At 65.8% G+C, this 25,729-nt stretch carries 22 protein-coding genes and 1 pseudogene; 12 read left to right on the top strand and 11 right to left on the bottom strand.

Annotated features, from left to right (window positions below; translation table 11 throughout):
* Positions 1–27 precede the first annotated feature (27 nt).
* A complete protein-coding gene (locus tag CT3_RS09405; protein ID WP_066534531.1) occupies positions 28–339 on the top strand; it encodes a LapA family protein in 312 nt (103 codons plus the stop codon).
* Complete coding sequence (lapB, locus tag CT3_RS09400; protein ID WP_066534534.1) at positions 329–1,501, top strand: lipopolysaccharide assembly protein LapB; 1,173 nt, start codon at positions 329–331, stop codon at positions 1,499–1,501. Before CT3_RS09405 ends, lapB begins: the two co-directional genes overlap by 11 nt.
* Before the next feature lie 128 nt (positions 1,502–1,629).
* Here lapB and CT3_RS09395 read toward each other — a convergent pair whose 3' ends face one another.
* Positions 1,630–2,088, bottom strand: coding sequence for a BON domain-containing protein (locus CT3_RS09395; protein ID WP_066535997.1), 459 nt, complete (start codon positions 2,086–2,088; stop codon positions 1,630–1,632).
* A 222-nt stretch (positions 2,089–2,310) separates the two neighbouring features.
* Between CT3_RS09395 and CT3_RS09390 the strand changes: the two genes are divergently transcribed.
* From CT3_RS09390 to CT3_RS09380, 3 genes and pseudogenes are all read left to right on the top strand, one after another.
* Complete coding sequence (locus tag CT3_RS09390) at positions 2,311–4,017, top strand: SulP family inorganic anion transporter (protein ID WP_066534537.1); 1,707 nt, start codon at positions 2,311–2,313, stop codon at positions 4,015–4,017.
* A 55-nt stretch (positions 4,018–4,072) separates the two neighbouring features.
* Positions 4,073–4,839: pseudogene (locus tag CT3_RS09385) on the top strand (GGDEF domain-containing protein).
* A 10-nt stretch (positions 4,840–4,849) separates the two neighbouring features.
* Entirely contained in the window at positions 4,850–5,701 is an 852-nt protein-coding gene (locus tag CT3_RS09380) for a MinD/ParA family protein (protein ID WP_066534540.1), read from the top strand.
* Between the two features lie 317 nt (positions 5,702–6,018).
* Here the strand turns inward: CT3_RS09380 and CT3_RS09375 are convergent, their stop codons facing one another.
* Together CT3_RS09375 and CT3_RS09370 are read right to left on the bottom strand one after the other, a co-directional pair.
* Complete coding sequence (locus CT3_RS09375; protein ID WP_066536000.1) at positions 6,019–6,432, bottom strand: DoxX family protein; 414 nt, start codon at positions 6,430–6,432, stop codon at positions 6,019–6,021.
* A 27-nt stretch (positions 6,433–6,459) separates the two neighbouring features.
* A complete protein-coding gene (locus tag CT3_RS09370) occupies positions 6,460–7,161 on the bottom strand; it encodes a pirin family protein (protein WP_066534542.1) in 702 nt (233 codons plus the stop codon).
* 133 nt (positions 7,162–7,294) lie between these two features.
* Between CT3_RS09370 and CT3_RS09365 the strand changes: the two genes are divergently transcribed.
* The 5 genes from CT3_RS09365 (at position 7,295) to CT3_RS09345 (ending at position 12,294) form a co-directional block, all read left to right on the top strand.
* On the top strand, positions 7,295–8,263 hold the full coding sequence (locus CT3_RS09365) for a LysR family transcriptional regulator (RefSeq protein WP_066534548.1): 969 nt from the start codon (positions 7,295–7,297) through the stop codon (positions 8,261–8,263).
* Positions 8,264–8,323: 60 nt separating this feature from the next.
* Entirely contained in the window at positions 8,324–9,427 is a 1,104-nt protein-coding gene (locus CT3_RS09360) for an NAD(P)/FAD-dependent oxidoreductase (protein WP_115594676.1), read from the top strand.
* A 62-nt stretch (positions 9,428–9,489) separates the two neighbouring features.
* Complete coding sequence (gene gluQRS, locus CT3_RS09355; RefSeq protein WP_066536005.1) at positions 9,490–10,527, top strand: tRNA glutamyl-Q(34) synthetase GluQRS; 1,038 nt, start codon at positions 9,490–9,492, stop codon at positions 10,525–10,527.
* Positions 10,484–11,236: a tRNA (guanosine(46)-N7)-methyltransferase TrmB gene (gene trmB / locus CT3_RS09350; RefSeq protein WP_066534551.1), complete on the top strand. Its 753-nt coding sequence runs from the start codon at positions 10,484–10,486 to the stop codon at positions 11,234–11,236. The genes gluQRS and trmB overlap by 44 nt, the downstream gene beginning before the upstream one ends.
* A 32-nt stretch (positions 11,237–11,268) precedes the next feature.
* Positions 11,269–12,294 carry a GGDEF domain-containing protein gene (locus tag CT3_RS09345; RefSeq protein WP_066534553.1) on the top strand — a complete coding sequence of 342 codons (1,026 nt, stop codon included), beginning with the start codon at positions 11,269–11,271 and terminating at the stop codon, positions 12,292–12,294.
* Positions 12,295–12,376: 82 nt separating this feature from the next.
* On the opposite strand, the gene CT3_RS09340 is transcribed toward CT3_RS09345, so the two are convergent.
* The 7 genes from CT3_RS09340 to CT3_RS09310 all read right to left on the bottom strand — a co-directional run bounded on the left by CT3_RS09340 (position 12,377) and on the right by CT3_RS09310 (position 21,572).
* The gene (locus CT3_RS09340; protein ID WP_066534555.1) at positions 12,377–13,624 is read right to left on the bottom strand and encodes a GGDEF domain-containing protein; all 1,248 of its coding nucleotides are present in this window, start codon (positions 13,622–13,624) and stop codon (positions 12,377–12,379) included.
* Between the two features lie 14 nt (positions 13,625–13,638).
* Positions 13,639–14,712 (bottom strand): ABC transporter substrate-binding protein, encoded by a 1,074-nt coding sequence (locus tag CT3_RS09335; RefSeq protein ID WP_066534558.1) that lies wholly within the window; start codon positions 14,710–14,712, stop codon positions 13,639–13,641.
* Between the two features lie 242 nt (positions 14,713–14,954).
* Positions 14,955–17,579, bottom strand: a complete 2,625-nt coding sequence (alaS, locus tag CT3_RS09330; protein WP_066534561.1) for an alanine--tRNA ligase — start codon at positions 17,577–17,579, stop codon at positions 14,955–14,957.
* Between the two features lie 182 nt (positions 17,580–17,761).
* Entirely contained in the window at positions 17,762–18,427 is a 666-nt protein-coding gene (gene plsY, locus CT3_RS09325) for a glycerol-3-phosphate 1-O-acyltransferase PlsY (protein ID WP_066534563.1), read from the bottom strand.
* A 92-nt stretch (positions 18,428–18,519) separates the two neighbouring features.
* On the bottom strand, positions 18,520–19,017 hold the full coding sequence (gene ybaK, locus CT3_RS09320) for a Cys-tRNA(Pro) deacylase (protein WP_066534566.1): 498 nt from the start codon (positions 19,015–19,017) through the stop codon (positions 18,520–18,522).
* A gap of 165 nt (positions 19,018–19,182) precedes the next feature.
* Positions 19,183–20,241 (bottom strand): aldo/keto reductase, encoded by a 1,059-nt coding sequence (locus CT3_RS09315; protein WP_066534569.1) that lies wholly within the window; start codon positions 20,239–20,241, stop codon positions 19,183–19,185.
* A 95-nt stretch (positions 20,242–20,336) separates the two neighbouring features.
* Positions 20,337–21,572, bottom strand: coding sequence for an ABC transporter substrate-binding protein (locus CT3_RS09310; RefSeq protein ID WP_227657875.1), 1,236 nt, complete (start codon positions 21,570–21,572; stop codon positions 20,337–20,339).
* Positions 21,573–21,862: 290 nt separating this feature from the next.
* On the opposite strand from CT3_RS09310, the gene CT3_RS09305 reads away from it, so the two are divergent.
* The gene (locus CT3_RS09305) at positions 21,863–22,792 is read left to right on the top strand and encodes an alpha/beta fold hydrolase (RefSeq protein ID WP_066534572.1); all 930 of its coding nucleotides are present in this window, start codon (positions 21,863–21,865) and stop codon (positions 22,790–22,792) included.
* Between the two features lie 244 nt (positions 22,793–23,036).
* On the opposite strand, the gene CT3_RS09300 is transcribed toward CT3_RS09305, so the two are convergent.
* Entirely contained in the window at positions 23,037–24,599 is a 1,563-nt protein-coding gene (locus CT3_RS09300) for a class I adenylate-forming enzyme family protein (RefSeq protein WP_066536010.1), read from the bottom strand.
* A 369-nt stretch (positions 24,600–24,968) separates the two neighbouring features.
* Between CT3_RS09300 and CT3_RS09295 the strand changes: the two genes are divergently transcribed.
* Positions 24,969–25,697: an SDR family oxidoreductase gene (locus CT3_RS09295; protein ID WP_066534574.1), complete on the top strand. Its 729-nt coding sequence runs from the start codon at positions 24,969–24,971 to the stop codon at positions 25,695–25,697.
* Positions 25,698–25,729 lie beyond the last annotated feature (32 nt).

Raw genomic sequence — 25,729 nt, 5'->3', positions numbered from 1 at the left:
AATCAGAGCGTCACTACAAGGGCGCGCATGAAATACCTGTTGTGGCTGCTCAAGGCAGCCATTTTTTTCACCCTCTTCGCCTTCGCGCTGAACAACCAGCAAGAAGTCACGGTGCATTTCTTCTTTGGCACGCAATGGCGGGCCCCTCTGGTCCTGGTGGTACTGTCTGCCTTCGGCATGGGCCTGATTGCCGGGGTGCTCGGCATGGTGCCGCGCTGGTGGAAGCACCGCAAGGCTGCAGCCCACGCCCAGAAACCAGCCCCGGCGCCCGCCAATGCCGAGACGCCGGCACCTGTGACCTCTTCCGACACCATTTCCTCGAGCATCCATGGAATTTGACCTCAGCTGGATCCTGCTGGGCCTGCCGCTGGCCTTCATCCTGGGCTGGCTGGCTTCGCGCCTGGACCTGCGCCAGATCCGCGCGGAAAACCGCCAGGCACCCAAGGCCTATTTCAAAGGCCTGAACTTCCTGCTCAACGAGCAGCAGGACAAAGCCATTGACGCCTTCATCGAGGCCGTGCAGAACGACCCCGACACCACCGAGCTGCACTTTGCACTGGGCAATCTGTTCCGTCGCCGTGGCGAATACAACCGCGCCGTGCGCGTGCACGAGCACCTGCTGTCACGGGCAGACCTGAGCGCCTCCGACCGCGAACGTGCCCAGCACGGTCTGGCCCAGGACTTTCTGAAAGCCGGCCTGCTGGACCGTGCCGAAGAAGCCCTGCGCCGCCTGGAAGGCACGCCCTACGAGACCGAATCCCGCCTGGCACTGCTGGCCATCTACGAACGCTCACGCGACTGGCCGCTGGCTGCGGACATTGCCCGCCGCATGCAGACTGCCAACCAAGGCGACTTCAGCGCCCGCCTGGCCCATTACCTGTGCGAGCAAGCCAGCGAAAAAGCCGCCCACGCCCAGCTGGAGCCCGCCATGGACCTGCTCCATGAAGCCGTGGCCATCGCCCCCCAGTCCATCCGCCCACGCATCGAACTGGCCAAGGTGCTGCACCGCCTGCAACGCTCCGAGGACGCCTTCCAGTCCCTGGTCACGCTGTCGCGCGAAACACCGCAGGGCCTGCCACTGGCCGCACCGCTGCTGCTGGAAGTGGCGGCCGCCAGCAACCACACCACTGATGCCGCAGCCCTGCTGCGCCAGCACTACCAGCAGACACCTTCGCTGGACCTGCTGGACGCCTTGGTCGCGCTGGGGGCAGCCCCCGCATCGCCCCAAGACAGCGAAGCCCAGGCCGACGCCCGCAGCTGGTATGTGCAGCACCTCTCCCGGGAACCCTCGCTGGTCGCGGCCACCAAGTGGCTGGCAGGCGAAAAGCTGGAGCAGGAACAGTTCCACCCCGCCGTGCAAAAAGCGCTGGACCATGCCAGCAAACCGCTGCTGCGTTACCGCTGTGCCGCCTGCGGCTTTGAAGCCCGCACCCATTTCTGGCATTGCCCCGGCTGCCAGAGCTGGGACAGCTACCCCGCACGCCGCGTCGAGGAGCTATAACCCCTTGCCAGCCGCCCGCCCAAGGCGGCAGGGCTGGACTGGACCATAAAAAAAAAGCTGCGACGCATCGCAGCTTTTTTTGCGGCTGCACCAGCATGCCGGTACAGCAGGGGCAAGGCAAAGCCGGCTCAGCCGGCCTTCACGGTCAGGTTGTTGGCCACCGAACTCACCCCCTGCACCGCCTTGGCGATATCACCGGCGCGGTCCTTGGCCGCCTGGTTGGGTGCTTCACCCGTCAGCGTGACCACACCGTCCTTGGTGTCCACATTGATCTTGATGGCGCTCAGCTCGGAGTCCTTGATCAGGCCCGCATTCACTGCGGCCGTGATCGAGGCCGAGTCGGCTGCCGAGACCATGGCATTGCCAGCTTCCTTGGCGGCGTCCTTGGCTGCATCAGCGGCATTGGTGGCGGCAGCGGAGGCATTGGCCGCCGCGTTGTCCGCTGCCTTTTCGGTGTTGGCGATGGCGCTGTCGAGCTTCTGGCCTGCGGTCTGTCCCTCGTCAGCAGCCTTGTTGCAGGCCGCCAGGCCAAAGGCCAGAGCCGAAACGGCAATGATCTGCACAATGCGTTGGGTCGATTTACTCACGGTGTCTGCTCCTTCGTTCTGACAGTTCATCGGAATGGCGCAAGGCCATGCCAGCCGACTCTACGTGGTTCCCACATGGCACGGAGTGAGGCGCCCTCTCAGCGGAGCGTAGGACAAACCCCTGCACGACCGATAGGCGGTGCTATTCAATTCCATAGCAGCAACTGCACTCCTGTCGAGCGCGCCTCAGCGCTTTGGTGTGAAACCACGCACAATCGGGCCATGCTGACCTCTCTCGCCCGTTACTTCCCTTTTCTGGCCTGGCCCCGGCCCACCGCCGCATTGCTGCAAGGGGAGTTCTGGGCCGGTCTGACGGTCGGGCTGATGCTGCTTCCCCAGGGCGTGGCCTACGCTGCGTTGGCTGGCATGCCGCTGATCACCGGCATTTATGCCTCCATTGTCCCGGCCCTGATCGCGGTGTTGTTCAGCGGCTCTCCCCGGCTGGGCGTCGGCCCCACCGCCCTGAGTGCGCTGTTGATCGGTGCTTCGCTGACGGGGCTGGCCGAGCCCGGGTCCGCCCACTGGGTGCTGCTGGCAGCCTGGATGGCCATTCTGGCCGGTCTGGTGCAGGCCGTACTGGGGCTGGTGCGTGCCGGCTGGCTGCTCAACCTGGTCACCGCCCCGGTGCTGACCGGCTTCACCCAGGCGGCCGCGCTGCTGATCCTGGCTTCCCAGCTGCCAGCGGTGCTGGGCCTGCGCAGCACCTGGAGTGCCGTCTGGAACACGCCCTCGCTCCAGCACTTTGACGGACATGCCATTGCCTACGGCGTGGGCAGCATTGCGCTGCTGGTGCTGGCCAAGCGCTGGCGCGCGGCCTTTCCGTCGGCGATTGTCATCATCGCCCTCACCGGCATCGTCAGCTGGGCCACGGGGTATGCCGATGCCGGTGGCGATGTGGTGGGCCATCTGCCCAGCGGCCTGCCGCACCTCACATGGCCCGGCATGCTCAGTTGGGAGGAATTCAGCGCGCTGATCCTGCCGGTGCTGGTGATCTCGCTGGTCAGCTTCCTGGAAACCGCATCCAGCGCCCAGGTCGAGCACCAGCAGGCAGGCACCCGCTGGAACGAGAACCAGGACCTGATCGCCCAGGGCCTGTCCAAGATCAGCGCCGGCCTGTTCGGCAGCTTTGCCACCAGCGCATCGTTCTCGCGCTCGGCCGTCAATCTGCTGGCCGGCGCCAAGACCGGGTACTCCAACCTCTTTGCCATCCTGCTGGTGGTGGTGGTGGTGCTGTGGTTCATTCCCGCGCTCTACCATGTGCCGCAGGCCGCGCTGGCGGCCATCGTCATCACGGCCGTGGTCAACCTGATCAAGCCCCGGGCCATCCTCTACCTGTTCCAGATCTCCAGGGTGGAAGGCTGCATTGCCCTGGCCACCCTGCTGCTGACGCTGCTGACCGCGCCGCAGATGTACTGGGGGGTGTTTGCCGGCATTGTGCTGAGCCTGGGCTATTTTCTGTACCAGCGCCTGCACCCCCGCATCATCGAAGTGGCGCCCCATCCCGACGGCAGCCTGCGCGACCGCCACCTGTGGCAATTGCCCGCCATCGCCCCGGAGGTGCTGGCCCTGCGCATGGATGCCGAACTGGATTTTGCCTCCGCACAGTCGCTGGAGCGCCACATCACCGACCAGCTGGCACAGCGCCCGGACATCCGCATCCTGTATCTGGCCGCGTTGCCCATCAACCGCATCGACGTAACAGGCGTCGAAATGTTCGTGCGGCTGCGGCGATCCTTGCAAAAGCAGGGAATTGCCCTGCATATCGGGGGAATGAAACTCCCCGTGGAACAGATACTGGTACGTGCCGGCGCACTGGTGCCCGGCGATGACCTGGTGCTGTACCGAACCGATGCCCAAGCTCTCTCGTCCCTGGCCCCTTCAACTCCGACGCCAAAATCGTCGGTGCCGCCAGGGTATGCGCGAGGCTGATACACTTCCGTCACACTTTCGAACAATTTTCGTGACTGGATCTAAGGCTTTCCCCATGGTGTCCCTGCAGGATCTGCAACTGGAAGCTGCGCGCGCACTGGTAGGTGCCGGCCAGCTGCCTGCAGACGCTGAGCCTGCTCGCTATCTGCAGGCCCTCATTGACGGTCTGTGCGAGCTGTCGCTCAAAGATCCACTCACCGGTCTGTCCAACCGCCGCCAGCTTTTCACGGTCATCGACTGTGAACTAGACCGTGTGGCCCGTTCGGGCGAAGCAGCCCTGCTGCTGATGCTGGACATCGACCACTTCAAACACATCAACGACGCCCATGGCCACGTGGCTGGCGACCAGGTGCTGCAGGCCGTGAGCCGCGTGCTGGCCGACAGTGTGCGCCCCATGGACACCCTGGTGCGCTTTGGTGGCGAGGAATTCGCCATCGTCCTGCCAGCCTGCCAGCCTGCCATGCTGCATTCGGCAAATCGGTGGCCGAGCGCATCCGCCGTGCGGTCGAAGCCGTGCGCGTGCCCATTTCCCCCACCCAGGAGCTGCAGGTGACTGTGAGCGTCGGCGGCGCCTTCGCGCTCCAATGGATCCGCAGCACCCGCAAACTGTGGCTGGAGCGTGCGGACCAACAGCTCTACCGCTCCAAAAGTAGCGGTCGCAACTGCGTGCATATCGAAGAACAACCGGACAGTACCGTTTCTGCAGAAGAAAAAAGCTTACTATTTGGGCCTTTGACCCACATGCCGTCCACCTGGGCGGATGTTTCCGAAGATGCCGCGGCGTGGAACGCCGTGGATGAGCCTGCCGGCAGCGTCAACTGAAAGCAATAAGATGAGCGACGTGCTGCCCCCCCCTTCCCCGTTAGCCACTGCCCAGTCCACGCATGTACCTTCTTCGCGTGGTTCGCGTGCGCACATCATTGCCATCACCAGTGGCAAGGGTGGCGTCGGGAAAACCTTTGTCTCCGCCAACCTGGCGGCAGCCCTCACCCGCCACGGCCTGCGCGTGCTGGTGCTGGATGCCGACCTCGGTCTGGCCAATCTGGACGTGGTGCTGAACCTCTACCCCAAGGTCACGCTGCACGATGTGTTCACCGGCAAGGCCACGCTGGACGAAGCGGTGATCACCGCGCCCGGTGGCTTCTCGGTGCTGCTGGCTGGCTCCGGCATGGTGGAATATTCCCGCCTGACCCCGGAAATCCGCAACCAGCTGATGCATGTGATCGACACACTGGCGCCCCGCTACGACGTGGTGCTGCTCGACACCGGCGCCGGCATTTCCGACGTGGTGCTGTTCTCCGTGTCGCTGGCCTCCGAAGTGCTGATCGTGGCCACGCCCGAACCCACCTCGTTGACCGATGCCTACGCCGCCATCAAGGTGCTGACCACCCAGCAAAAGCGCCACAACATGCGCCTGGTGATCAACCAAGCCGCACGCCCCGGTGACGGCCGCGCCATCACCGGCCAGCTGCAACAGGTGCTCAACCGCTTTGTCAGCACGGAATCCGGCAACCCCATGCGCCTGATCCACATGGGCGACATTCCCGCCGACAAGGCCGTGCGTGAATCGGTGATGCGCCGCCAGTTGCTGCTGCACAGCATGCCTGGCTGCCCGGCAGCCCTGGCCGTGGCCCAGTTGGCCAACAAGATCAAGACCATGCTGACCCCGGTGGAGTACGCCTGAGCGGCCTCCAGCCCCAGCGCTCAAGAACAACGGTGCAGTCATCTGCACCGTTTTTTTATTGCAGCAGGCTGACAACCCTTGCGCGGCGCGGCATGCCAAACTGCCCCCCGGTGGCGCCGGCACCACCGCCCGAAATCGCGTGCAGGCCGGCTCTGGGTTCTGCATGGCATCTCCGCGGCAGACCATGCGCCCAAGCCTCCAGTCCATCACCCATCAGCACGCCTTGGGTGCTGCCGCCCACACAACCAAAAAGGCGCCCAGAGGGCGCCTTTGGAAGGTAGTCAACACCGCCGCACGGCGGCATTGCGCAGCACAGCTTACAGGGTACGGCGACGGCCATCCACACTGAAGGCGCCCGCACCGAAGGCGGCAAAGGCCAGCAGCCCACCCACCACTGCCACGTTCTTGTTGAACAGCAGTTGTTGCATGCCCGCCTGATCGGCCGGCAGCCCCCAGTAGGCATGGAAGAAAAAGCTGGCCACCAGCGTAAAGAACGCCAGCACCAGGGCCGCCCAGCGTGTGCCCCAGCCCAGCAGCAGGGCGACGCCCCCCACCAGCTCAATCAGCAGACCGATGCCGACGGCCACGGTGGGCATGGGCATACCCATCGCCCCGGCATAGCCCACAGCTCCGGCAAAGCCGCTGATCTTGCCGAACCCGGCAGGGATGAACAGAAAAGCCATCAGGATGCGCCCGACCAGCGCAAAGACGTTCTGAGAAGAATTCCACATCATGTTGCGTGCTCCTAGTTGTACCAATCAGGCGGCCAGATCAAACACCAAGACCTCGGCCTGGCTGGCCTGGTCCAGCGTGAGACTGGATTCATTCTCGATAAGCGCAGCATCCCCACTTGTCAGCTTTTGTCCATTGATGGACACCGCGCCCGAAACGACAAACACATAGGCCTTGCGCTGTGCATCCAGGGCCTGGTGCAGTGCGGTGGAACCGTCCATCAGCGTGGCGTAGATGCGGGCATCGGCATTGAGCTGCACGGAGTTCTCCGCGCCATCCGGCGATGCCACCAGGCGCAGGATATTGGTTTTCTCTGCATTGGTGAAGCGCTTTTGCTCGTAGCCGGGCTCCATGCCCTGGCGCAGCGGCAGCAGCCAGATCTGCAGGAAATGCGTGGTCTGACCGGCGGCGTGGTTGTGCTCGCTGTGCACCACACCACTACCGGCGGTCATGCGCTGGACCTCGCCCGGTGCAATCACCTGCTCGTTGCCCATGCTGTCCTTGTGCGAGAGCTGGCCCGACATCACATAGCTGACGATCTCCATATCCCGGTGACCATGGGAGCCGAAGCCGGTGCCGGGGGCGATGCGGTCTTCATTGATGACGCGCAGATTGCCCCAGCCCATATGGGCCGGATCGTAGTAGCTGGCGAAGGAAAAGCTGTGCTGGGACACCAGCCAGCCATGGTCGGCGTGGCCCCGGTCGGCGGATTTGTGGATGCGGATCATCGCGGTGCTCCTTGTGTGAATGGCGGGCTGCGCGCTGTTGTGCAACCCATGGATGTACTGTAGGGCGGGGGCTGTTGCAGGGGGCAACATGGGTTTGATGGCATCATTCAAATCTTTTGCATCCTGCACTGCCATGCCCCAACCCCGCGACGTGCTCACCCCCGACAGTCTGTCCATGCTGCAGGTGATCGCCGACACCGGCAGCTTTGCCGCCGCCGCGCGCACCCTGGGCCTGGTCCCCAGCGCCCTGACCTACCGCGTGCGCCAGATGGAAGAGGCGCTGGATGTGCTGCTGTTCGACCGCCGCTCGCGCCAGGCCCAGCCCACCGAAGCCGGCCAGGCCCTGCTGCAGGAAGCCGACCGTCTGCTGCAGGACATGGACGCCGTGGCCCACCGCGTCAAGCGCGTGGCCACCGGCTGGGAGCCGCAGCTGACCATCGTGGTCGACGGCGTGATCCACCGTGCCACCCTGCTGGATCTGGTCGAAGCCTTTTACGCCTTGCACCCTCCGACCCGCCTGAAGCTGGTGGAAGGCATTCTGTCCGGTACGCTGGAGACCCTCACCTCCGGCCGCGCCGACCTGGCAATCGGCGTGAGCGTGCAGTCCAGCGACACAGCGAGTCTGCAGACCCGCGATCTGGGCGACATGATCTTCCGCTTTGCCGTGGCGCCCCACCATCCGCTGGCCAATGCCGCCGAACCCATCGACGACGAGACCCTGCTGGCCCACCGGCTGATCGTGGTGGCGGACTCCGGCGTGCGCGACGCTGCCAGCGTGGGCCTGCTCGGCGGGCAGGACACCCTCACGGTGGGCAGCATGCCCGCCAAGATCGAGGCCCAGATCCGTGGCCTGGGCTGCGGCTTTCTGCCCGACAGCATGGTCGCTCCCTATGTTGCAGCCGGCTTGCTCCGCGTCAAGGACGTCGCCCGCCCCACGCGTAATATGCGGCTGCGCTATGCGTGGACACCTTCGGCGCACACCCGCCCCGGCCGGGCCCTGCAGTGGTGGCTGGAACAGCTGGAAAGCCCCACCACCCGCAACGCCCTGCTGGCCCATTCACGGCACCCCCACCTGCCCGGCGGCGGGTCGGATGCAGTGTAGAGTGTGAACCGGAGTGCACGCCCAGCGCCGCGCACCCCATACCCATAACGGAGACTCTCCATGCCGCGCAACGCAGCCTACGACACCCCTCTGCCCGCTCCCTCCCGCCCCTATCACATCGCCATCATCGGCGCCGGCATGGCCGGCACCGCCTGCGCCCGCACCCTGGTGCAGGCCGGCTTTCGCGTGTCGGTCTTCGAACAAGAAGCCCAGGCCGGCGGCCGCATGGGTCATGTCGACACCGCCAACGGCAGCTTCGATGCCGGCGTGCAGTTCTTCACCGTGCGCGACCCGCGCTTTGCCCAGGCGCTGGACGTGACCGTACCGGGTCTGTGCCGCCCCTGGAGCGCCACCACCATCGTGGTGCTGGACGAAACCGGCAAGAAAGTCGCTCGCCCCAATGGCAAGGAACACCACTGGGTGGCCTGCCCCGGCATGGGCGATCTGGTGCGCACCTGGGCCGCCCCGCTGGAGCGCCATGGCATGCTGCACACCCGCACCCAGGTCCAGGCCCTGGAACGCGACCGCCTGCACCCGGACCAATGGCAGCTGCGCGTCTCCAGCCCGGATGACGCCCCCAATGTCTATGCTGGCTTTGACGCCGTGGTGCTGGCCATCCCCGCTCCGGCAGCCACCCTGCTGCTGCGCGGCAGCGGCGTGCAAAGCCCGCTGACCCTGCCGCTGTCGGAAGTGGAAATGGAACCCTGCTGGACCATGATGCTGTCCTTCCCCCAGGCCATGCAGCCCGGCGTGACCACACTGGGCCCGGACTGGAACGTGGCCAGCAGCACCCACCACCGCATTGCCTGGCTGGCGCGCGAATCGTCCAAGCCCGGCCGCTCGCTCAAGGAACGCTGGACGGTGCACGCCAGTGCCGAATGGTCGCACAAGCACCAGAATGACAGCCCGGCCCGCGTGCTCGCCAAGCTGCACAAGGCTTTCACCGAAGTGACGGGCATCCGCGTGCAGCCCAGCCACATGGATGTGCGTCTGTGGCCCCACGCCCGCACCAGCACCCCGCTGGGCCAGTCGTTTGCCTGGGACTCGCACGAGCAGTTCGGCGTCTGCGGCGACTGGTGCGTGGGCATGCGGGTCGAAGACGCATTCCTCTCCGGCCTGGATCTGGCGCTGGCCATTGCCGATCAGGTGGACAATCCAGCCTGATCTCCTGCGGCCTGCGGGCCGGCACCCTGTGATGGTGCCGCCTGCCAGGCCTGTGCCCGCACATGCCTGACTCTGCCTGCCCACCTTCGGCCGCTGCTGCGGTCACCTTGCCCGCCACGGCCGCTCCCTACTGCGGCCGTTTTGCCCCCTCCCCCACCGGCCCGCTGCACGCGGGCTCGCTGGTCGCCGCCCTGGCCAGCTGGCTGGATGCCCGCGCCCATGGCGGCACCTGGCTGGTGCGCATCGAAGACATCGATCCACCGCGCTGCCAACCCGGCGCCGACCAGTACATCCTGCAGCAGCTGGCCCAATGCGGTCTGCATCCCGACGCACCTCCGGTCTGGCAATCGCAGCGCCAGGCGCACTACGCCGCCGCGCTGGAGCAGCTGCGGCACAGCGACCTGGCCTACCCCTGCGGCTGCGGACGCCGTGACCTGGAAGCCGCCTGGGCGGCCCAGGGCGTGGTCCATGTGCGCCATGTGGAGCGTCCCTACCCCGGCACCTGCCGCCACGGCCTGCACGGCAAACCGGCGCGCAGCTGGCGTTTCCGGCTCGATGAATATGTGCGGGACTGGCCTGCCAGGCAGGCGGCCGGGGCGACACCGGCCGGCTTTGTACTGGAAGATGGCTGCCTGCAATGGCAGGACCGGCGCCTGGGGCCCCAAACCCAGCGCCCCGTCGAGGCCGTGGGCGACTTCATCCTGCAGCGCGCCGACGGCCTGTATGCCTACCAGCTGGCCGTGGTGGTGGACGATGCGCTGCAGGGCATCACCCATGTGGTGCGCGGCGAAGACCTGACCGACAACACCCCCCGCCAGATGCTGCTGCAGCATGCTCTGGGCGTGCCGACACCGGCCTATCTGCACACGCCGCTGGTGCTGATGCCCGATGGAGAAAAGCTCTCCAAGCAGCATGGCGCCACACCACTGGATCTCAGCGACCCATTGTTTGCGCTATATCAAGCCGCCTCTGTACTGGGCTTGCCGCCCGTGGAGAGCCCCGCGACAATCCCGGACGCCTTGCACACATGGGTCCTGAATTGGCAGGGCTTTTACAATGCGGCCCGTGACCGATACTCCTCATACCCCCGCTGCCCCTGATGCAGCCCCCACCCCGCAAGGCCAGGCGCCTGCCGGTGTGCTCCACCCCAAGACCATCCGCAGCTTCGTGCGCCGCACCGGCCGTGTGACCACCGGCCAGGCCAAGGCGTTTGAAGACCTGGGCCCCCGCTATCTGCTGAACTACCAGAACGCTCCGCTGGACGCGCAGGCCGCCTTTGGCCGCACCGCGCCACTGATTCTGGAAATCGGCTTTGGCATGGGCGAAGCCACGGCACACATTGCCCGTGTCCGCCCGGATGACAACTTCCTGTGCTGCGAAGTGCACGAGCCCGGCGTGGGCGCCTTGCTCAAGCGCATTGGCGAGCACGACATCACCAACATCCGCATCCTCCAGCACGACGCGGTGGAAGTGCTGGAGCAGATGCTGCCCGAAGGCAGCCTGGACGGCATCCACATCTTTTTCCCGGACCCCTGGCACAAGAAGAAACACAACAAGCGGCGTCTGATCCAGAGCGCTTTTGTGGCCAAGTTGACCGCTCGTCTGAAAGTCGGTGGCTATATCCATTGCGCCACAGACTGGCAGCCTTATGCGGAACAGATGCTGGAAGTGCTGGACGCCGAACCTTTGCTGCGCAACACTGCCGAAGGCTATGCGCCGCAACCCGACTACCGCCCGCTGACCAAGTTCGAAAACCGCGGCCTGCGTCTCGGCCATGGCGTGTGGGACGTCGTTTTCCGCCGCGTATAGCACCCCCAGTTCATTGAGTCCGACAAGGCAGCATGCAAATTCTTCAGAACCTGGTTGAGATGACCGGCCACCGCGATCACGTGCGGTTGGAAGTGTCGGTACTCTCCACCATGCAGCAGCTGCCCCATGTGACCAATGTGCGCGCGCTGGAGCTGTCCGAGCAGGCCGAAGGCACCCTGATCCGTCCCCGCACCTGGCTGCAGGACGGCGAGATCCTGTCTTCCGACTGCGAGGCCTCCAGCGACCAGCGTGGCCAGCCCCTGCACACGCTGCCACCGCTGGCCGAGTGTATCCAGCAGGCCCGCAGCAGTGCCCGCCACAGCGATGGTCCCCACCACCATGTGCTGTGGCTGCCGGTGTGGATGCACAACAAGGCGCGCACCTGCCTCGAGATCACCCAGTCCCGCCCTTTCAGCACCCAGCGCATCGAGGTGCTGCAAGGCATCTTCCGCGTCTACCAGAACTACCAGAGCCTGCTGGACTACAGCGAACGCGATGCCCTGACGGGCCTGCTCAACCGCAAGACCTTTGACGAGCAGTTCATCCGCTTTGCCAGCCTGGAAGCCAATGCCAGCGTCGCCGCGGCGCCGCACAGCCTGAGCGACGAAGTCCCCCAGCAGTGGCTGGCGGTGGTGGACATCGACCACTTCAAACAGGTCAACGACCGCTTCGGCCACCTGTTTGGTGACGAGGTGCTGATTCTGGTGGCCAATCTGCTGCGCGCCTCGTTCCGTACCCAGGACCGCATCTTTCGCTTTGGCGGGGAGGAGTTCGTGATCCTGCTGCGCGCCGCCTCGCTGAAGGAAGCGCACCAGGTGTTCGAGCGTTTTCGCAAGACCGTGGAATCCCACGCCTTCCCGCAGTTGGGCCAGATCACCGTCAGCCTGGGTTTTACCAGCACGCGCCTGTGCTCGCCGGTGGAAATCCTGGGCCAGTCCGACCAGGCCCTGTACTACGCCAAGCAGCACGGCCGCAACCAGGTCTGCCACTACGAGAGCCTGGTGGCCGAAGGTGCCCTGGGCCATCAGGTCGCCCACGACGACGTCGAGCTTTTCTAGGCTCGCCCCGCAGCCTCCTGGACCGCCCATCCACTGCTTTCAATCTGCTGCTTTTCCAGCAGCACCAGTGCCGGGCAACAACTTACAACGCCATGCGGATGCAGTTGCGGCCATCGGCCTTGGCCTGGTAGAGCATGCTGTCGGCCCGCTCCAGCAAGCTGCACAGTGTCTCGCGCCCGCGCAGCTGGGCAATGCCGAAGCTGGCCGTCACCTGCAGCGCCACGCCCTGCGCCAGCACCGGGCCGGTACGCACGAAATCGGCCAGCCGCTGCGCCGATTCCAGCGCCTCGCGGGCCGTGGTTTCCGGCATCACCAGCAGAAACTCCTCGCCCCCGTAGCGCGCCACCCAGTCCACCTGGCTGCGCAGATGCGTCTGCAGGCGCAACGCCACTTCCCGCAGCACGATGTCCCCCACGCCGTGGCCATGCTGGTCGTTGATGGCTTTGAAATGGTCGATGTCCACAAACACCAGCGACAGCGGCCGGCCATAGCGCAGGCTGCGCTCCAGCTCGGACGGCAGGCGCTCATCCAGTGCGCGGCGGTTGAAACAGCCTGTCAAGGCATCGGTCAGCGACAGGCGCTTGACCTCATCCACCAGCACTTCCAGCTTTTGGGTGCGGTCGGCCACCAACCCATCCAAATTGTCGATGTGGCTGCGCACATCGCCCTGCAGCTGCAAAAAGCCCTGCACCACCAGGTCAATCTCATCGGACTGCGCGCGCTGCGGGCGCTGCAGCTGCAGCGGCTTGCTCAACGCGTTGGGCTTGAGCCCGGCGGCAAAGTGCGCAATCTGGGACAGCGGCTGGCGCAGTTCGCGCCCCAGCACCCAGGCCACCATCACGCAGATCAGCAGCGTGAAAAGCGCATAGCCAAAGGTCACGCGCAGCGTGGACTGCGCCATGGTGGAGAGAAAGTACTGCGGGTCGGCCCAGATCTCCAGCACACCCAGTGCAATCGCCTGTCCGTCCGGCGGCATGATCTGCACCGTCACGGTGGCCGGCACGTCCCGCACATTCCGACCGCTGCTGAACGTCTCGCCCGTGGCCAGCGCCTGCACCTGCACCTGGGCCACCTCCGGCAGTGCGCCCATCCAGTCGACCTGTTCGCGCACGGCCCTGGGATCGATGTCCCACAGTGCCATCGACAGGTTGCGCATGCTGTTGTCCGCCAGCAGGCGCATGGACCGCTCGAAGCTGGCCTGTTCATGCCGGAACTCGATCCAGGCATGCAACCCGCCCAACGCCAGCATGCAGCCCAACGACAGCCAGACAATGCGCTGGATCAGCAGCGTGGAAATGGAACGGAAGCGCGTGGTGTCTGCAGACGACATGAATAGGCCGCGGGCTAGCGCAGCAAACGGCCGATGTCGAAGTCGTAGCGCTTCAACTTCGGCTGGTGGAACTTGCTGAAGGCCTTGAAGTCCACACGCGTCTGCACCTGTGCAAAACGTGACTCGAAGGCCGGAATATTGGTTTCATTCAGCAGCATGAACATGGGGTAATGCAGCTCCAGCCCCTCGGAGGCGAAGTCGATGCCCCGGAAGTGGTCGTAGAGCATCACCAACGCCCAGGCACCCGCCAGGAAGTGGCCTCCGGCAAGCGCCGTCAACTCCCCACGCCTGCGGGCATCCAGGGCCTCCTGGGAGGTGTTGATGGCGCTGAACAAGGCATCCTTGCCCGGCACGCCGCCTTGTTGTCTCCAGGCCTCCATGGCACCAAAAGCCATCTGGTCGCTGCCAGCCCAGACCAGGCGGGCATCGGGATAGCGCTGGTACAGCACCTTGGCCTGCTCGTGCGCCCGCTCGCGCAGCCACTCGCCATAGACCTGCTGGGTGAACACCACCTCCTTGGCTTCCTGCACCGCACGCAGCATGCCCCTGTTCCGTGCCGCCGAGGCGGTGGTGGAGCGATCCCCGGCCACTGCCATGAAGTGCAGCTTGCCGTCAGCGCCGCGCAGCTGCGGCATGGCGCGCGCTTTCTGGATCAGCGCCCGGGCGGTCATGTAGCCCGCATCTTCCGCACGCGGCTCCATGCTGCCCAGCCAGAACGGATAGCGCTCGCGCGGGCGGCCGGTCTGGGCATGCAGATCCTCCGGGATGCCGCTGAACACCATGAACACCGGAATCCCGGCGCCTTCCAGCGAGCGCAGGATTTCCGGGCCCACGCTGTAGTCGTTGGTGACCACCAGGTAGTCCGGCTTGCTGCGCGCCGGCCGCTGTGCGATTTCCTTGGCCAGCGTGATAGGCATCAGGCGATTGCGCTCGGCATAGAGGATCTCCAGCTCCATGCCCAGGCTGCGTGCCGACTGTTGCATCACCTGCGACACCGTCACCCAGTAGCCCTCGCTGCTCTTTCCCGGGTTGATGAAGGTCACGCGCTGCGCCGCCGCCCCCGTCGCAACGCCCAGCAGCAGCGCCATGCATGCCGCCAGGGCACGCCAAGCGGCCCTGCTCCCGCACTGGCGCAGACAGTCCTGTGTCTTCCTACATCCCAGCGCAAGGCGGGCAATCAATGGCATCGTGGAGTTTCCTGGCGCGTGCAGCCCCACCCCGGGCCATCACAGCAAAAACCCAGAACGATAACGAAAAAAAGCCCGCGCATGGCGGGCTTTTTCATGCATGGCCGGAAAACAGGGTTTTCCGCTGCCGCAGCGACGATGTTTTACAGACGCTCGGACACCCAGGCCTGCACCGATGCCAGAGCGGCCGGCACTGCCGCTGCATCCGAGCCACCGGCCATCGCCATGTCGGGCTTGCCGCCACCCTTGCCGCCCACTTGCTGGGCCACAAAGTTCACCAGCTCGCCAGCCTTGACCTTGGCAGTTTCGGCCTTGGTCACACCGGCAGCCAGCTGCACCTTGTCGCCGTCCACGGCCGCCAGCACGATCACGGCCGCGCCCAGCTTGTCCTTGAGCTTGTCCATGGTGTCGCGCAGGGTCTTGGCGTCGGCGCCATCGAGCTTGGCCGCCAGCACCTTCACGCCGTTGACTTCGACGGCCTGCGTGGCCAGTTCATCGCCCTGGCTGGAAGCCAGCTTGCCCTTGAGGGCGGCGATTTCCTTTTCCAGTGCCTTGATCTGCTCCAGCGCACCGCCGATGCGGTGGGTCAGCTCGGCAGCAGGCGCCTTGAAGGCCGCCGCAGCCTGATCCACCGTGGATTCCAGCGACTGCAGATAGGCCAGCGCATTCTCGCCCGTCACCGCTTCGATGCGGCGCACGCCAGCGGCCACACCCGATTCGCCCACCACCTTGAACAGGCCGATGTCGCCCGTGCGGTGCACGTGGGTGCCGCCGCACAGCTCGCGGCTGGTGCCGATGTCCAGCACGCGCACGGTTTCACCATACTTCTCGCCAAACAGCATCATGGCGCCGGTCTTCTGGGCGCTTTCGATGTCCATCACGCGGGCATCGGTGGCACTGTTGGCCAGCACTTCGGCATTCACGCGGGCTTCGATCTCGCGGATCTGCTCGGCCGTCACCGGCGCGTTGTGCGCAAAGTCGAAACGGGTGCGCTCGGCGTTGACCAGCGAGCCCTTTTGCTGCACATGGCTGCCCAGCACTTCGCGCAGGGCCTTGTGCATGAGGTGGGTGGCCGAGTGGTTGCGCACGGTGGCTGCGCGCAGCTGGGTGTCCACCTGTGCCTGCACGGCGTCGCCCACCTTCAGGCTGCCGGCTGCCAGCTGGCCATGGTGGCCGAACACATCGGCCTTGATCTTTTGCGTGTCTTCCACGGCAAAGCGTGCGTCGCCAGCGGCGATCACGCCCTGGTCGCCCACCTGGCCGCCGGATTCGGCGTAGAACGGGGTGGTGTCCAGCACCACCACGCCGGACTGGCCGGCCTGGAGCTCGCTCACGCTGACGCCATCGGCGTAGAGCGCCACGATCGTGGCCGGCTCGGCCAGCTTCTCATAGCCGGTGAAGGTGTTGGCAGCGCCGGTGTACTCCAGCGCACGGTCCATCTTGAATTTGCCGGCCGCACGGGCCTGGTTCTTCTGCTGTTCCATGGCTGCATGGAAGCCGGCCTCGTCCACCGACAGACCACGCTCGCGCGCCACGTCGTTGGACAGGTCCAGCGGGAAGCCATAGGTGTCGTGCAGCTTGAAGGCCACATCACCGGGCAGCACCTGGGTGCCGCCAGCCAGTGCGCTGTCCAGGATTTCCATGCCGTGGGCCAGGGTCTCGAAGAAGCGCTCTTCCTCGACCTTCAACACCTCGGTGATGCGGGCTTCCTGCTCGCGGATCTTGGGATAGGCATCGCCCATGGTGGCGACCAGATCCTTGACCAGCTTATGGAAGAACGGGGTCTTCTGGCCCAGCTTGTACCCGTGGCGGATGGCGCGGCGCACGATGCGGCGCTGCACATAGCCACGGCCTTCGTTGGAAGGGATCACACCGTCGGCCACCAGGAAGGCGGTCGCACGGATGTGGTCGGCAATCACCTTCAGCGAGGGATTTTCCAGATCGGCGGTATGGGTCTCGCGGCCAGCCGCCTTGATCAGGTGCTGGAACAGGTCGATCTCGTAGTTGCTGTGCACATGCTGCAGGATGGCCGCCAGACGCTCCAGGCCCATGCCGGTGTCCACGCAGGGCGCAGGCAGCGGCTTGACGTTGCCCTGCTCGTCCATGTCGAACTGCATGAACACGTTGTTCCAGATTTCGATGAAACGGTCGCCGTCTTCATCGGGCGAGCCGGGAGGACCGCCGGCAATGTGTGCACCGTGGTCGTAGAAGATTTCCGAGCAGGGGCCGCAGGGGCCGGTGTCGGCCATCATCCAGAAGTTGTCGGACTTGTAGCGACCGCCCTTGTTGTCGCCGATGCGGATCACGCGCTCGGGCGGCAGGCCGATTTCCTTGGTCCAGATGTCGTAGGCCTCGTCGTCCTCGGCGTACACGGTGGCCAGCAGCTTGTCGGCCGGCAGCTTGTAGACCTCGGTCAGCAGCTCCCACGCCCACTTCAGCGACTCGCGCTTGAAGTAATCACCGAACGACCAGTTGCCCAGCATCTCGAAGAAGGTGTGGTGGCGGGCGGTGTAGCCCACGTTCTCCAGGTCGTTGTGCTTGCCGCCGGCGCGCAGGCAGGTCTGCACGCTGGTCGCACGGTTGTAGGGGCGCTTGTCCGTGCCCAGGAACACGTCCTTGAACTGGACCATCCCGGAGTTGGTGAACATCAAGGTGGGGTCGTTGCCCGGCACCAGCGGGCTCGATTCCACGATGGTGTGGCCCTTGGATGCGAAAAAGTCCAGAAACGTCTTCCGGATGTCGGCAACGGAGAAAGTGGGAGTGCTCATGGATATGGGGGTTTCGGTGTGCCAGGAGCCGAATTGCTTGCTACGGCACGGAACAACCTTTGATTATAGGTTTGGCCCACCGCCCTCCGCCTGCACCGCGGCATTCCCGCGATGCCCCCACCAGCAAAAAGCCCCGCAGCGTGGGCTGCAGGGCTTCGGTGTGGGGGGACGAAAGGCCTGACTCAGTGCTTGGCGGCCTTGCCCTTGGCGGCAGCGGCCTTGTCTTTCTTGCTGCCGATCTTGCTTTCCTGGCCCTTGAGCAGGCGGCCGATGTTCTGCGCATGGCGCCACAGCAGCAGGGCCGACATGGCGATGATGGCGGCCAGCAGCGGCTTTTCTGCCGACCACAGGCTACCGTCCAGCAGCACGTAGTACACCGGTGCGGCAATGGAGGCAATCAGGGCCGACAGCGAGGAGTAGCGGCTGATGACCGCCACCGCCAGCCAGGTCAGCAGCACCAGCAGACCCAGCCAGCCGCTGATGCCCAGCAGCACGCCCAGCGCCGTGGCCACGCCCTTGCCGCCCTTGAACTGGAAGAACACCGGGAACAGATGGCCCAGGAAGGCCGCAATGGCCACCAGCGCCAGCGTGCCCTCTTCCAGCCCGAACTGGGGGCCGGCATATTTCACCAGCACCACGGGCACAAAGCCCTTGAGCGCGTCCAGCAGCAGCGTCACGGCCGCCGCCTTCTTGCTGCCCGAGCGCAGCACATTGGTAGCGCCGGGGTTGCCGCTGCCATAGGTGCGCGGGTCACTGAGGCCGAAAGCGCGGCTGACGATGACGGCAAACGACAGCGAACCGATCAGGTAGGCGAGCACGGTGGCCAGGGAAGGAAGCAATGCGTTCAAGAGAGAAATCCTTGCCTGCCCTCCAAGGCAGGCGGCTGGTATTTGTTGTTTTTCCGGTTTTGGAGGGGCCGGCCAGGGCCGCCCCGAAGCGCTTATTGTGCCAGCGCGCACTGCACCGGCTTGGCGTTCAGCAGCTCCACACAAACCCGGGGGGCGATCTGCACCAGGAAACCACGGCGCCCACCGTTGATGGCGATGCGCGGCAAATCCAGGATGCTGGACTCGATATAGACCGGCATCTCCTTGCGCGTGCCAAACGGCGACGTCCCGCCCACCAGATAGCCGCTGTGGCGGTTGGCCACTTCGGGCTTGCAGGGCTCGACACTCTTGGCGCCGATCTGGCGCGCCAGATTCTTGGTGGACACGGTGCAATCACCATGCATCAGCACCAGCAGCGGTCTGGCATCCTGGTCCTGCATCACCAGGGTCTTGACCACCGCGTGCTCGTCCAGCCCCAGCTGGCGTGCCGATTCGCTGGTGCCACCATGCTCCACGTACTCATACGGGTGCTCGGTGAACTCCACCTTGTGCGCCTTGAGCAGCTGGGTGGCCGGGGTCTCGCTCACATGGGCTTTGTCTTTTTTTGCCATATTCTCTGAATGGATAGCCTCGCCTCCCACACGCCTGACAAGCGCGTGGAAGACCGATGGAACCAGGGTAGCCTGGCCCTGCAGGCACCGCCCGGTACACAGCCGTTCCCTTGCAGCGCAGGTGCGCAAGGCAAGCAGCGCCGCTTTAGCGGGCGTGCCGCCCTGTCACTGCGCCGGGTCGCGGTGCTGCCAGCGGATGGCGTCGATCTGCGCCAGCAGTTCCGCAGACAGCTGCGTGCCCCAGATCGCCAGATCTTCGTCGAGCTGCGCCAGGCTGGTCACGCCAATGATGGTGCTGGCCACCTGCCACTTGGTGTAGCAGAACGCCAGGGCCATCTGCGACGGCATCAGGCCGTGCTGGCGCGCCAGCGCGTTGTACAGGCGGGCCACGGGCAGTACCTCGGGGCGGCCCCAGCGCTGCTTGCGTACCGATTCGTACTTGGCAATGCGGCCCTGCGGGGAATCCGGCGCCTGCGTACCCATGGCGTCGTACTTGCCGGACAGCAGGCCCACGCCCAGCGGCGAATAGGCCAGCAGGCCCACGCCCAGGCGGTGGCAGCTCTCGTCCATGCCGTTTTCCCAGCTGCGGTTCAGCAGGCTGTAGGGGTTCTGCACGCTGGCGACGCGCGGCAGGCCATATTCCTCGGCCAGGCGCACAAACTCGTGCACGCCATAAGGCGTTTCGTTGGACAGCCCCACATGGCGGATCTTGCCCTGCTGCACCAGCTTGGCCAGTGTCTCCAGCTGTTCGCGGATCGGGGTCGCGGAGTTGTCCTTGGCCGGTTCGTAGTACAGCGCGCCGAAGGCAGGCACATGGCGCTCCGGCCAGTGGATCTGGTAGAGGTCGATCACATCGGTCTGCAGACGACGCAGACTGCCCTCGCAGGAGGCCACGATGTCGGCACTGCTCAGGCCCGTGCCTTCGCGGATCCAGGGCATGCCGCGCGAGGGCCCGGCCACCTTGCTGGCCAGCACCACCTTGTCGCGCTGGCCGGGGTTGGCCTTGAACCAGTTGCCCAGAATGGTCTCGGTCGCACCGTAGGTGGCTTCGCGCGCCGGCACGGCATACATCTCGGCCGTGTCCCAGAAATACACGCCACGCTCCAGCGCACGGCTGAGGATGCGGTGGGCGTCCACCTCGTTCACCTGCTCTCCAAAGGTCATGGTGCCCAGGCAGATGGGGCTGACTTTCAGGCCGCTGCGGCCCAGTTCGACATGCTGCATGCTTGCTTTCCTGCTCTTCACAATAGTGTTCAAGTGTAAGGAGCTGGCAGCCCGGTTGCAGACAAACCGGGCGGAATCCGTACCACGGGATGGCTTCAGGGGGCAGCCTGGGCCTGTGCCAGGGCCTGCTCCGCGAGCTGGCGCGCACGCCGATAGTTGTTGCGTGCCGTCTCGCTCCAGATGGCCTGCAGCCGCTCCCACTGGGCATCAGCCGGGGCACCCGCCGCCGCCAGCCATTGCCGGCTGCTCGCCTCCATGGCCGGCAGCACCGGCGTATAAGCCACTTTGCGGGCCGATGCCAGCAACGCCGCACCCTGCCGGCTGGACCGGCTGCGCAATGCCCGGTCTGCGGCATGGATGGCGCGGGTCGCCGCCTGCAGCTCGACCAGGGGTTCCGTCACCACCAGGTCAAACAGCCGGCTCACCAGCTGGTAGCGCGTGCTGGAGAGCTCCACATCAAACTGCAGGCGCGAGCGCTGGGCCTGCAGGTAGGGGTCCGGGTAGCCCGCAGGCATGTGCAGCACCGCGGCCGGCAGCACCGGCAGGCGGTTGATCCGGGGGTCCAGCAACAGCTGCTGCCCCGGCGGCGACAGGGTGAAGGCCATGAAGCGCTTGGCACCGTCCGGGTTGTGCGCCCCGGCGACCAGGCCGATGCTGGCCGGCAGCACAGGGGCCATGGTGGCGTAGGCGAAATCCACCGGCATGCCGGAGTACTTGGCCGCCAGGCCGAACGCGTCGATCACCAGACCGGCGCCATAGCTGCCACGCGCAATGCCCCGGGGCACGGCATAGCTGTCGGGAGATATCTCCGCCGCATTGCCCGCCAGTTGCAGCAGCAGCGCCCAGCCCTGTTCCCAGCCCAGGCCCTGCAGCATGCTTTCCACCATCAGGTGGGTGGTGCCGGAGCGCGAAGGCGCGCTCAGCACCACATGGCCGGCATAGGCGGGCTGGGCCAGATCCTGCCACTCCTGGGGCTCCCGGATCTGGCGCTGGCGCAGATAGTCACTGTTCCACATGATGCCGTAGCCCGACAGCGACTGGCCAAAATAGCGCCCGCTCGCATCGTTGAGCGCATGCGGCCCCACCTTGGCCGGCACCTGGGGGTTGCGCAGCTCGGGCGCAGGCTGCAGCAGCCCTTTGCGCGCCAGCAGCACAAAGGCTTCGATGGACGAGGCCCAGACAACATCCGGCCGCTTGCCCGCCGGGCGCTGCTCCACCTCGCGCAACAGCTCTGCGGTGCTCTTGGCCACGATCTCCAGGCGGATGCCCGGATGCTGGCGTTCGAACGCCAGGCGGTAGGCCCGCATCATTTCCTGCGACAGCGAGGTCACCACCGTCACCGTACCGGCCTGCGCCAATGCCGGCGGCCAGCCGCTGCACAGGCACAGAAAAAGGGCAGCAGCCCATCGAAAACTGGCAAGCTTGACTGGTCTCTCCACTCCGGTCCCCCATGTCACGCAGTGCGTCACGCGCCGGACAGTCCCGCCCACCCGTGCCGCATCGGTTGCTATAGGATTTGCTGCAGCTACTGTAGTGCGCGCAACTGCCGGTGCGTGCACCGTTCACCCCTTCCACGGGCATTTATCTGACAGCCGTACCGCCTTTGCACTGACATACCGACATGTACCAGCCCCAACGCGCCGCCACCAGCCAGCACCTTCCGGTGCGCACCCTCTCCTACCATGTGCGCACCTGGGGTCAGCCCCAACCCGATAGCGTCCCCCTGGTACTGGTGCATGGCTGGATGGATGTCTCCGCCTCCTGGCAGTTTGTGGTGGATGCCTTCAGCCAGGCGTTTGCGCAGGGGCGGCAGATCATCGCTCCGGACTGGCGCGGCTTCGGACTCAGCCCCATGCCTGCGCCCTGCGACAACTACCACTACGCCGACTACCTGGGCGATCTGGACGCACTGCTGCGCCACTGTGTGCCGGGAGACGGTGCCATCGATCTGGTGGGCCACAGCATGGGCGGCAATGTGGCCATGTTCTATGCGGGCGCCCGTCCGGCACGCATTCGCCGCCTGGTGAATCTGGAAGGCTTCGGCATGCCTGCCAGCCGCCCCGCCCAGGCCCCCAGGCGCACAGCCCAGTGGCTGGACGAGCTGCGGAAGCTCGAGAGCGGCGCCATCGCCCTCAAAACCTATGCCAGCGTGGACGAAGTGGCCCAGCGCCTGCGCAAGACCAACCCGCGCCTACCTGCAGACAAAGCCCTGTGGCTGGCCCAGCACTGGTCGGCCCCGCAGGCCGACGGCAGCTGGGCCATCCTGGGCGACGCTGCACACAAGATTGTCAACCCCCAGCTGTTCCGTGTGGACGAAGCCCTGGCCCACTACGCGGCCATCACCGCGCCCCTGCTGGCGGTGGAAGCCAGCGACGACAGCCTGGCCGGCTGGTGGAAAGAGCGCTACACGCTGGCCGAATACCACCAGCGCCTGCAGGCCGTGCCCGACTGCCGGCTGGCGCGCGTCGAAGACGCCGGCCACATGCTGCACCACGACCAACCTGCTGCCGTGGCGCGGCTGATCGAGGATTTCTGCACCGCCGCCGCTTGAAGCCTGCGGCGGTCAGCAGCCCAGCTGCGGACGGGCTGCAGCCCGGCCAGCGGGGCCGGCAAAGGGCTCAGTACCAGTGCAGCGGCCATGCGGCGGCGACCCTGCCTCATGCGGGAATCGGTCATGGAAGGTCTCCAGTTATGAAAGGGATGTGCTCAATGTGCGCCAGATGCGCCGCCCAGGTGTGCAGGCCTGTTCAGCGCGTCTCGGTGTGGTGTGTCTCTTCCGTTTGCGGGCGCCGGTATCACACCGCCGGGCTGCCGGCCCAGTGTTTCAGCACATGCTTGAGGATCTTGCCGGTGGGCGCGGCCGGCAGCGCCGGCACAATGCGGATCTCGCTGGGCACCTTGTAGGGCGACAGCTGTGCGCGCAGCCACTGGCGCAGCTCCTGCAGGTCGGGGTCCATGCCGGCCTTCACCTCGACAAAGGCCACCACCTCTTCGTTGTCCGCCACCTCGCGCCCCACCACAGCCGACTGCACGATGGCCGCATGGCTGTTGAGCACCTGCTCCACTTCCACCGGGTAGACATTGAAGCCCGAGCGGATGATCAGCTCCTTGCTGCGCCCCACCACCTCCAGCGCACCATCCGCCCCCTGGCGCGCCATGTCGCCGGTGTTGAACCAGCCCGCGGCATCCAGCACCTGGGCCGTGGTGGCGGCGTCGCGGTAGTAGCCGCGCATGCGTCCCGGGCTGCGCACCCAGAGTTCGCCCACCTGCCCGGCCGCCACCGGCAGGCCGCCGGGGCCACGCAGGCTGGCCTCCACGCCCGGAATCGGCTGGCCCACGGCACAGTCCGCACGCGGCGCACCGCGCGTCTGGGCGATGGTGGGGCCGGTTTCGGTCAGGCCATAGCCGTTGTGCAGCGTCTGGCCCAGCGCCTGCTCGACCTGGGCCTTGAGGCTGGGCGTCAGCGGTGAACCGGCCACCCCGATCAGGCGCAGTGCCGGTGCTCGCAACGTCTGCTGCTGCGAGCGGCTCCATTCCAGCAGCCGGGCAAACAGCGCCGGCACGCCCACGAACAGGGTAACGTCCTGCTCCCCCAGCGCCCGGGCAGCGGCCTCCGGCGTGAAGCGGGCTTCCAGCAGCAGGCTGGCGCCGGCGCACAGACTGCCCAGAAACTGGGTCGACAGCCCCACCACATGGGCCATGGGCAACACGCCATAGACCCGGTCGCGCGGGCCGATCTCGCGGATCTCGCGCGCCGACTGCGCCACAAAGAGCAGGTTGGCGTGCGTCAGCATCACCCCCTTGGGGTGGCCCGTGGTGCCTGAGGTGTAGACCAGGGCCGCCACCTGCTCGGCCGGGTCGGCGCTGCAAGGCTCCGCCTGGGCCTGTGCGTTCAGCGGGCCCAGACCCAGTGCCCCCACCGGGGTGTCCCAGCCTACCGCCTCCGCATGGCGGGCATGGACCACAGCTTCGGGCGAGACATGGGTCAGGTAGACCACACGGCGGGCACCGGAATGCTCCTTGAACTGGGCAATTTCCCGCTCCGACAAGCGCGCGTTGACGATGCTCGCCCAGGCATCCAACTTGCTGGCAGCCACAAACAGTGCGCAGGCGGCCACGCAGTTCTCGCCCACCACCAGCAGGCGGTCGCCGGGGCCCACCCCGGCCTGCTGCAGCTGCTGGGCCAGTGTATCGCTCGCCGCCCACAGTTGCTGGTAGCTCAGGCAGTGCTGGGCATCCTGCACGGCCAGATGGCTGGGCTGACGCTGCACCCAGGGGGCAATCGCCTCATGGATGCGGCGCGGCGCTGAAGAAAGGGTCGGGGCCGTCAAGCCGGCCTCCACAGTGTCTGCGGGCATGGTGTCTCCTGTCTGGTGGGGGTCACAGCGGTCCGACATGGCTGCTGCGCTGGAAAAGTGTAGGAGCGCCCCCGGCCCGGTGGGCTCTTTTCCAAAACCGCCATGCGGAACATCACCTCCAGAAAGACACCCTTGTCATTTGGCCATCGCTGCGCTAATGGCACAGGCACCATCTTGTGCCGCAGACCGGTTCATGGGGCGGCAGACTGCAGCTGTCCATGCCGCTGCAAAACCGCTGTGCGGAACTTGATCTGTGCCGCCGGCGGTTGCAAACGGTCCACGCCCTCCACAATCGATCCCAGTGGCAAGGATGGCGGCACATGCATGCCCCACCGGCTGCACTGCATCTGCACACACAGGAGACAAGCCATGAGTGACAAGAAAGCCATCCTCGTGATTGGCGCCGGAGACGCCACGGGTGGCGCGATTGCCAAGCGTTTTGCCCGTGAGGGCTATATCGCCTGCGTCACCCGCCGCAGCGCCGACAAGCTGGAGCCGCTGGTCCAGGAGATCCGCGCCGCAGGTGGTGAAGCCCACGGCTTTGGCAGCGATGCGCGCAAGGAAGACGAGATGGTCAGCCTGATCGAGCACATCGAAAGCCAGATCGCTCCCATCGAAGTGGCGGTGTTCAACATCGGGGCCAATGTGCGCTTTGGCATCACCGAGACCACGGCACGCGTCTATTTCAAGGTCTGGGAAATGGCCTGCTTTGCCGGCTTTCTGATGGGGCGCGAGACCGCCAAACGCATGCTGCCGCGCGGGCGGGGCACAATTTTGTTCACTGGCGCCACCGCCAGCCTGCGTGGGCGCGACGGCTTTGCCGCCTTCGCCGGCGCCAAGCACGGCCTGCGCGCCCTGGCCCAGAGCATGGCACGCGAGCTGTGGCCCCAGGGCATCCATGTAGCCCATCCCATCATCGATGGCGCCATCGACACCGATTTCATCCGCAGCAACTTCCCCGAACGCTATGCGCTCAAGAAGCAGGACGGCATCGTCAGCCCCGAAGCCATTGCCGACGCCTACTGGGCCATCCACCAGCAGCCGCGCAACGCCTGGACGCACGAGACCGAACTGCGCCCTTGGCTGGAGAGCTGGTAAACCGCCGCCCCCCGTCACCACCATCCCCAGAC

Origin of the sequence: Comamonas terrigena NBRC 13299, assembly GCF_006740045.1 — a bacterium.
GTDB classification, from domain to species: domain Bacteria; phylum Pseudomonadota; class Gammaproteobacteria; order Burkholderiales; family Burkholderiaceae_C; genus Comamonas; species Comamonas terrigena.
Note: the sequence above shows the minus strand (reverse complement) of the source record. Positions and strands in the feature narration are given on the sequence as shown.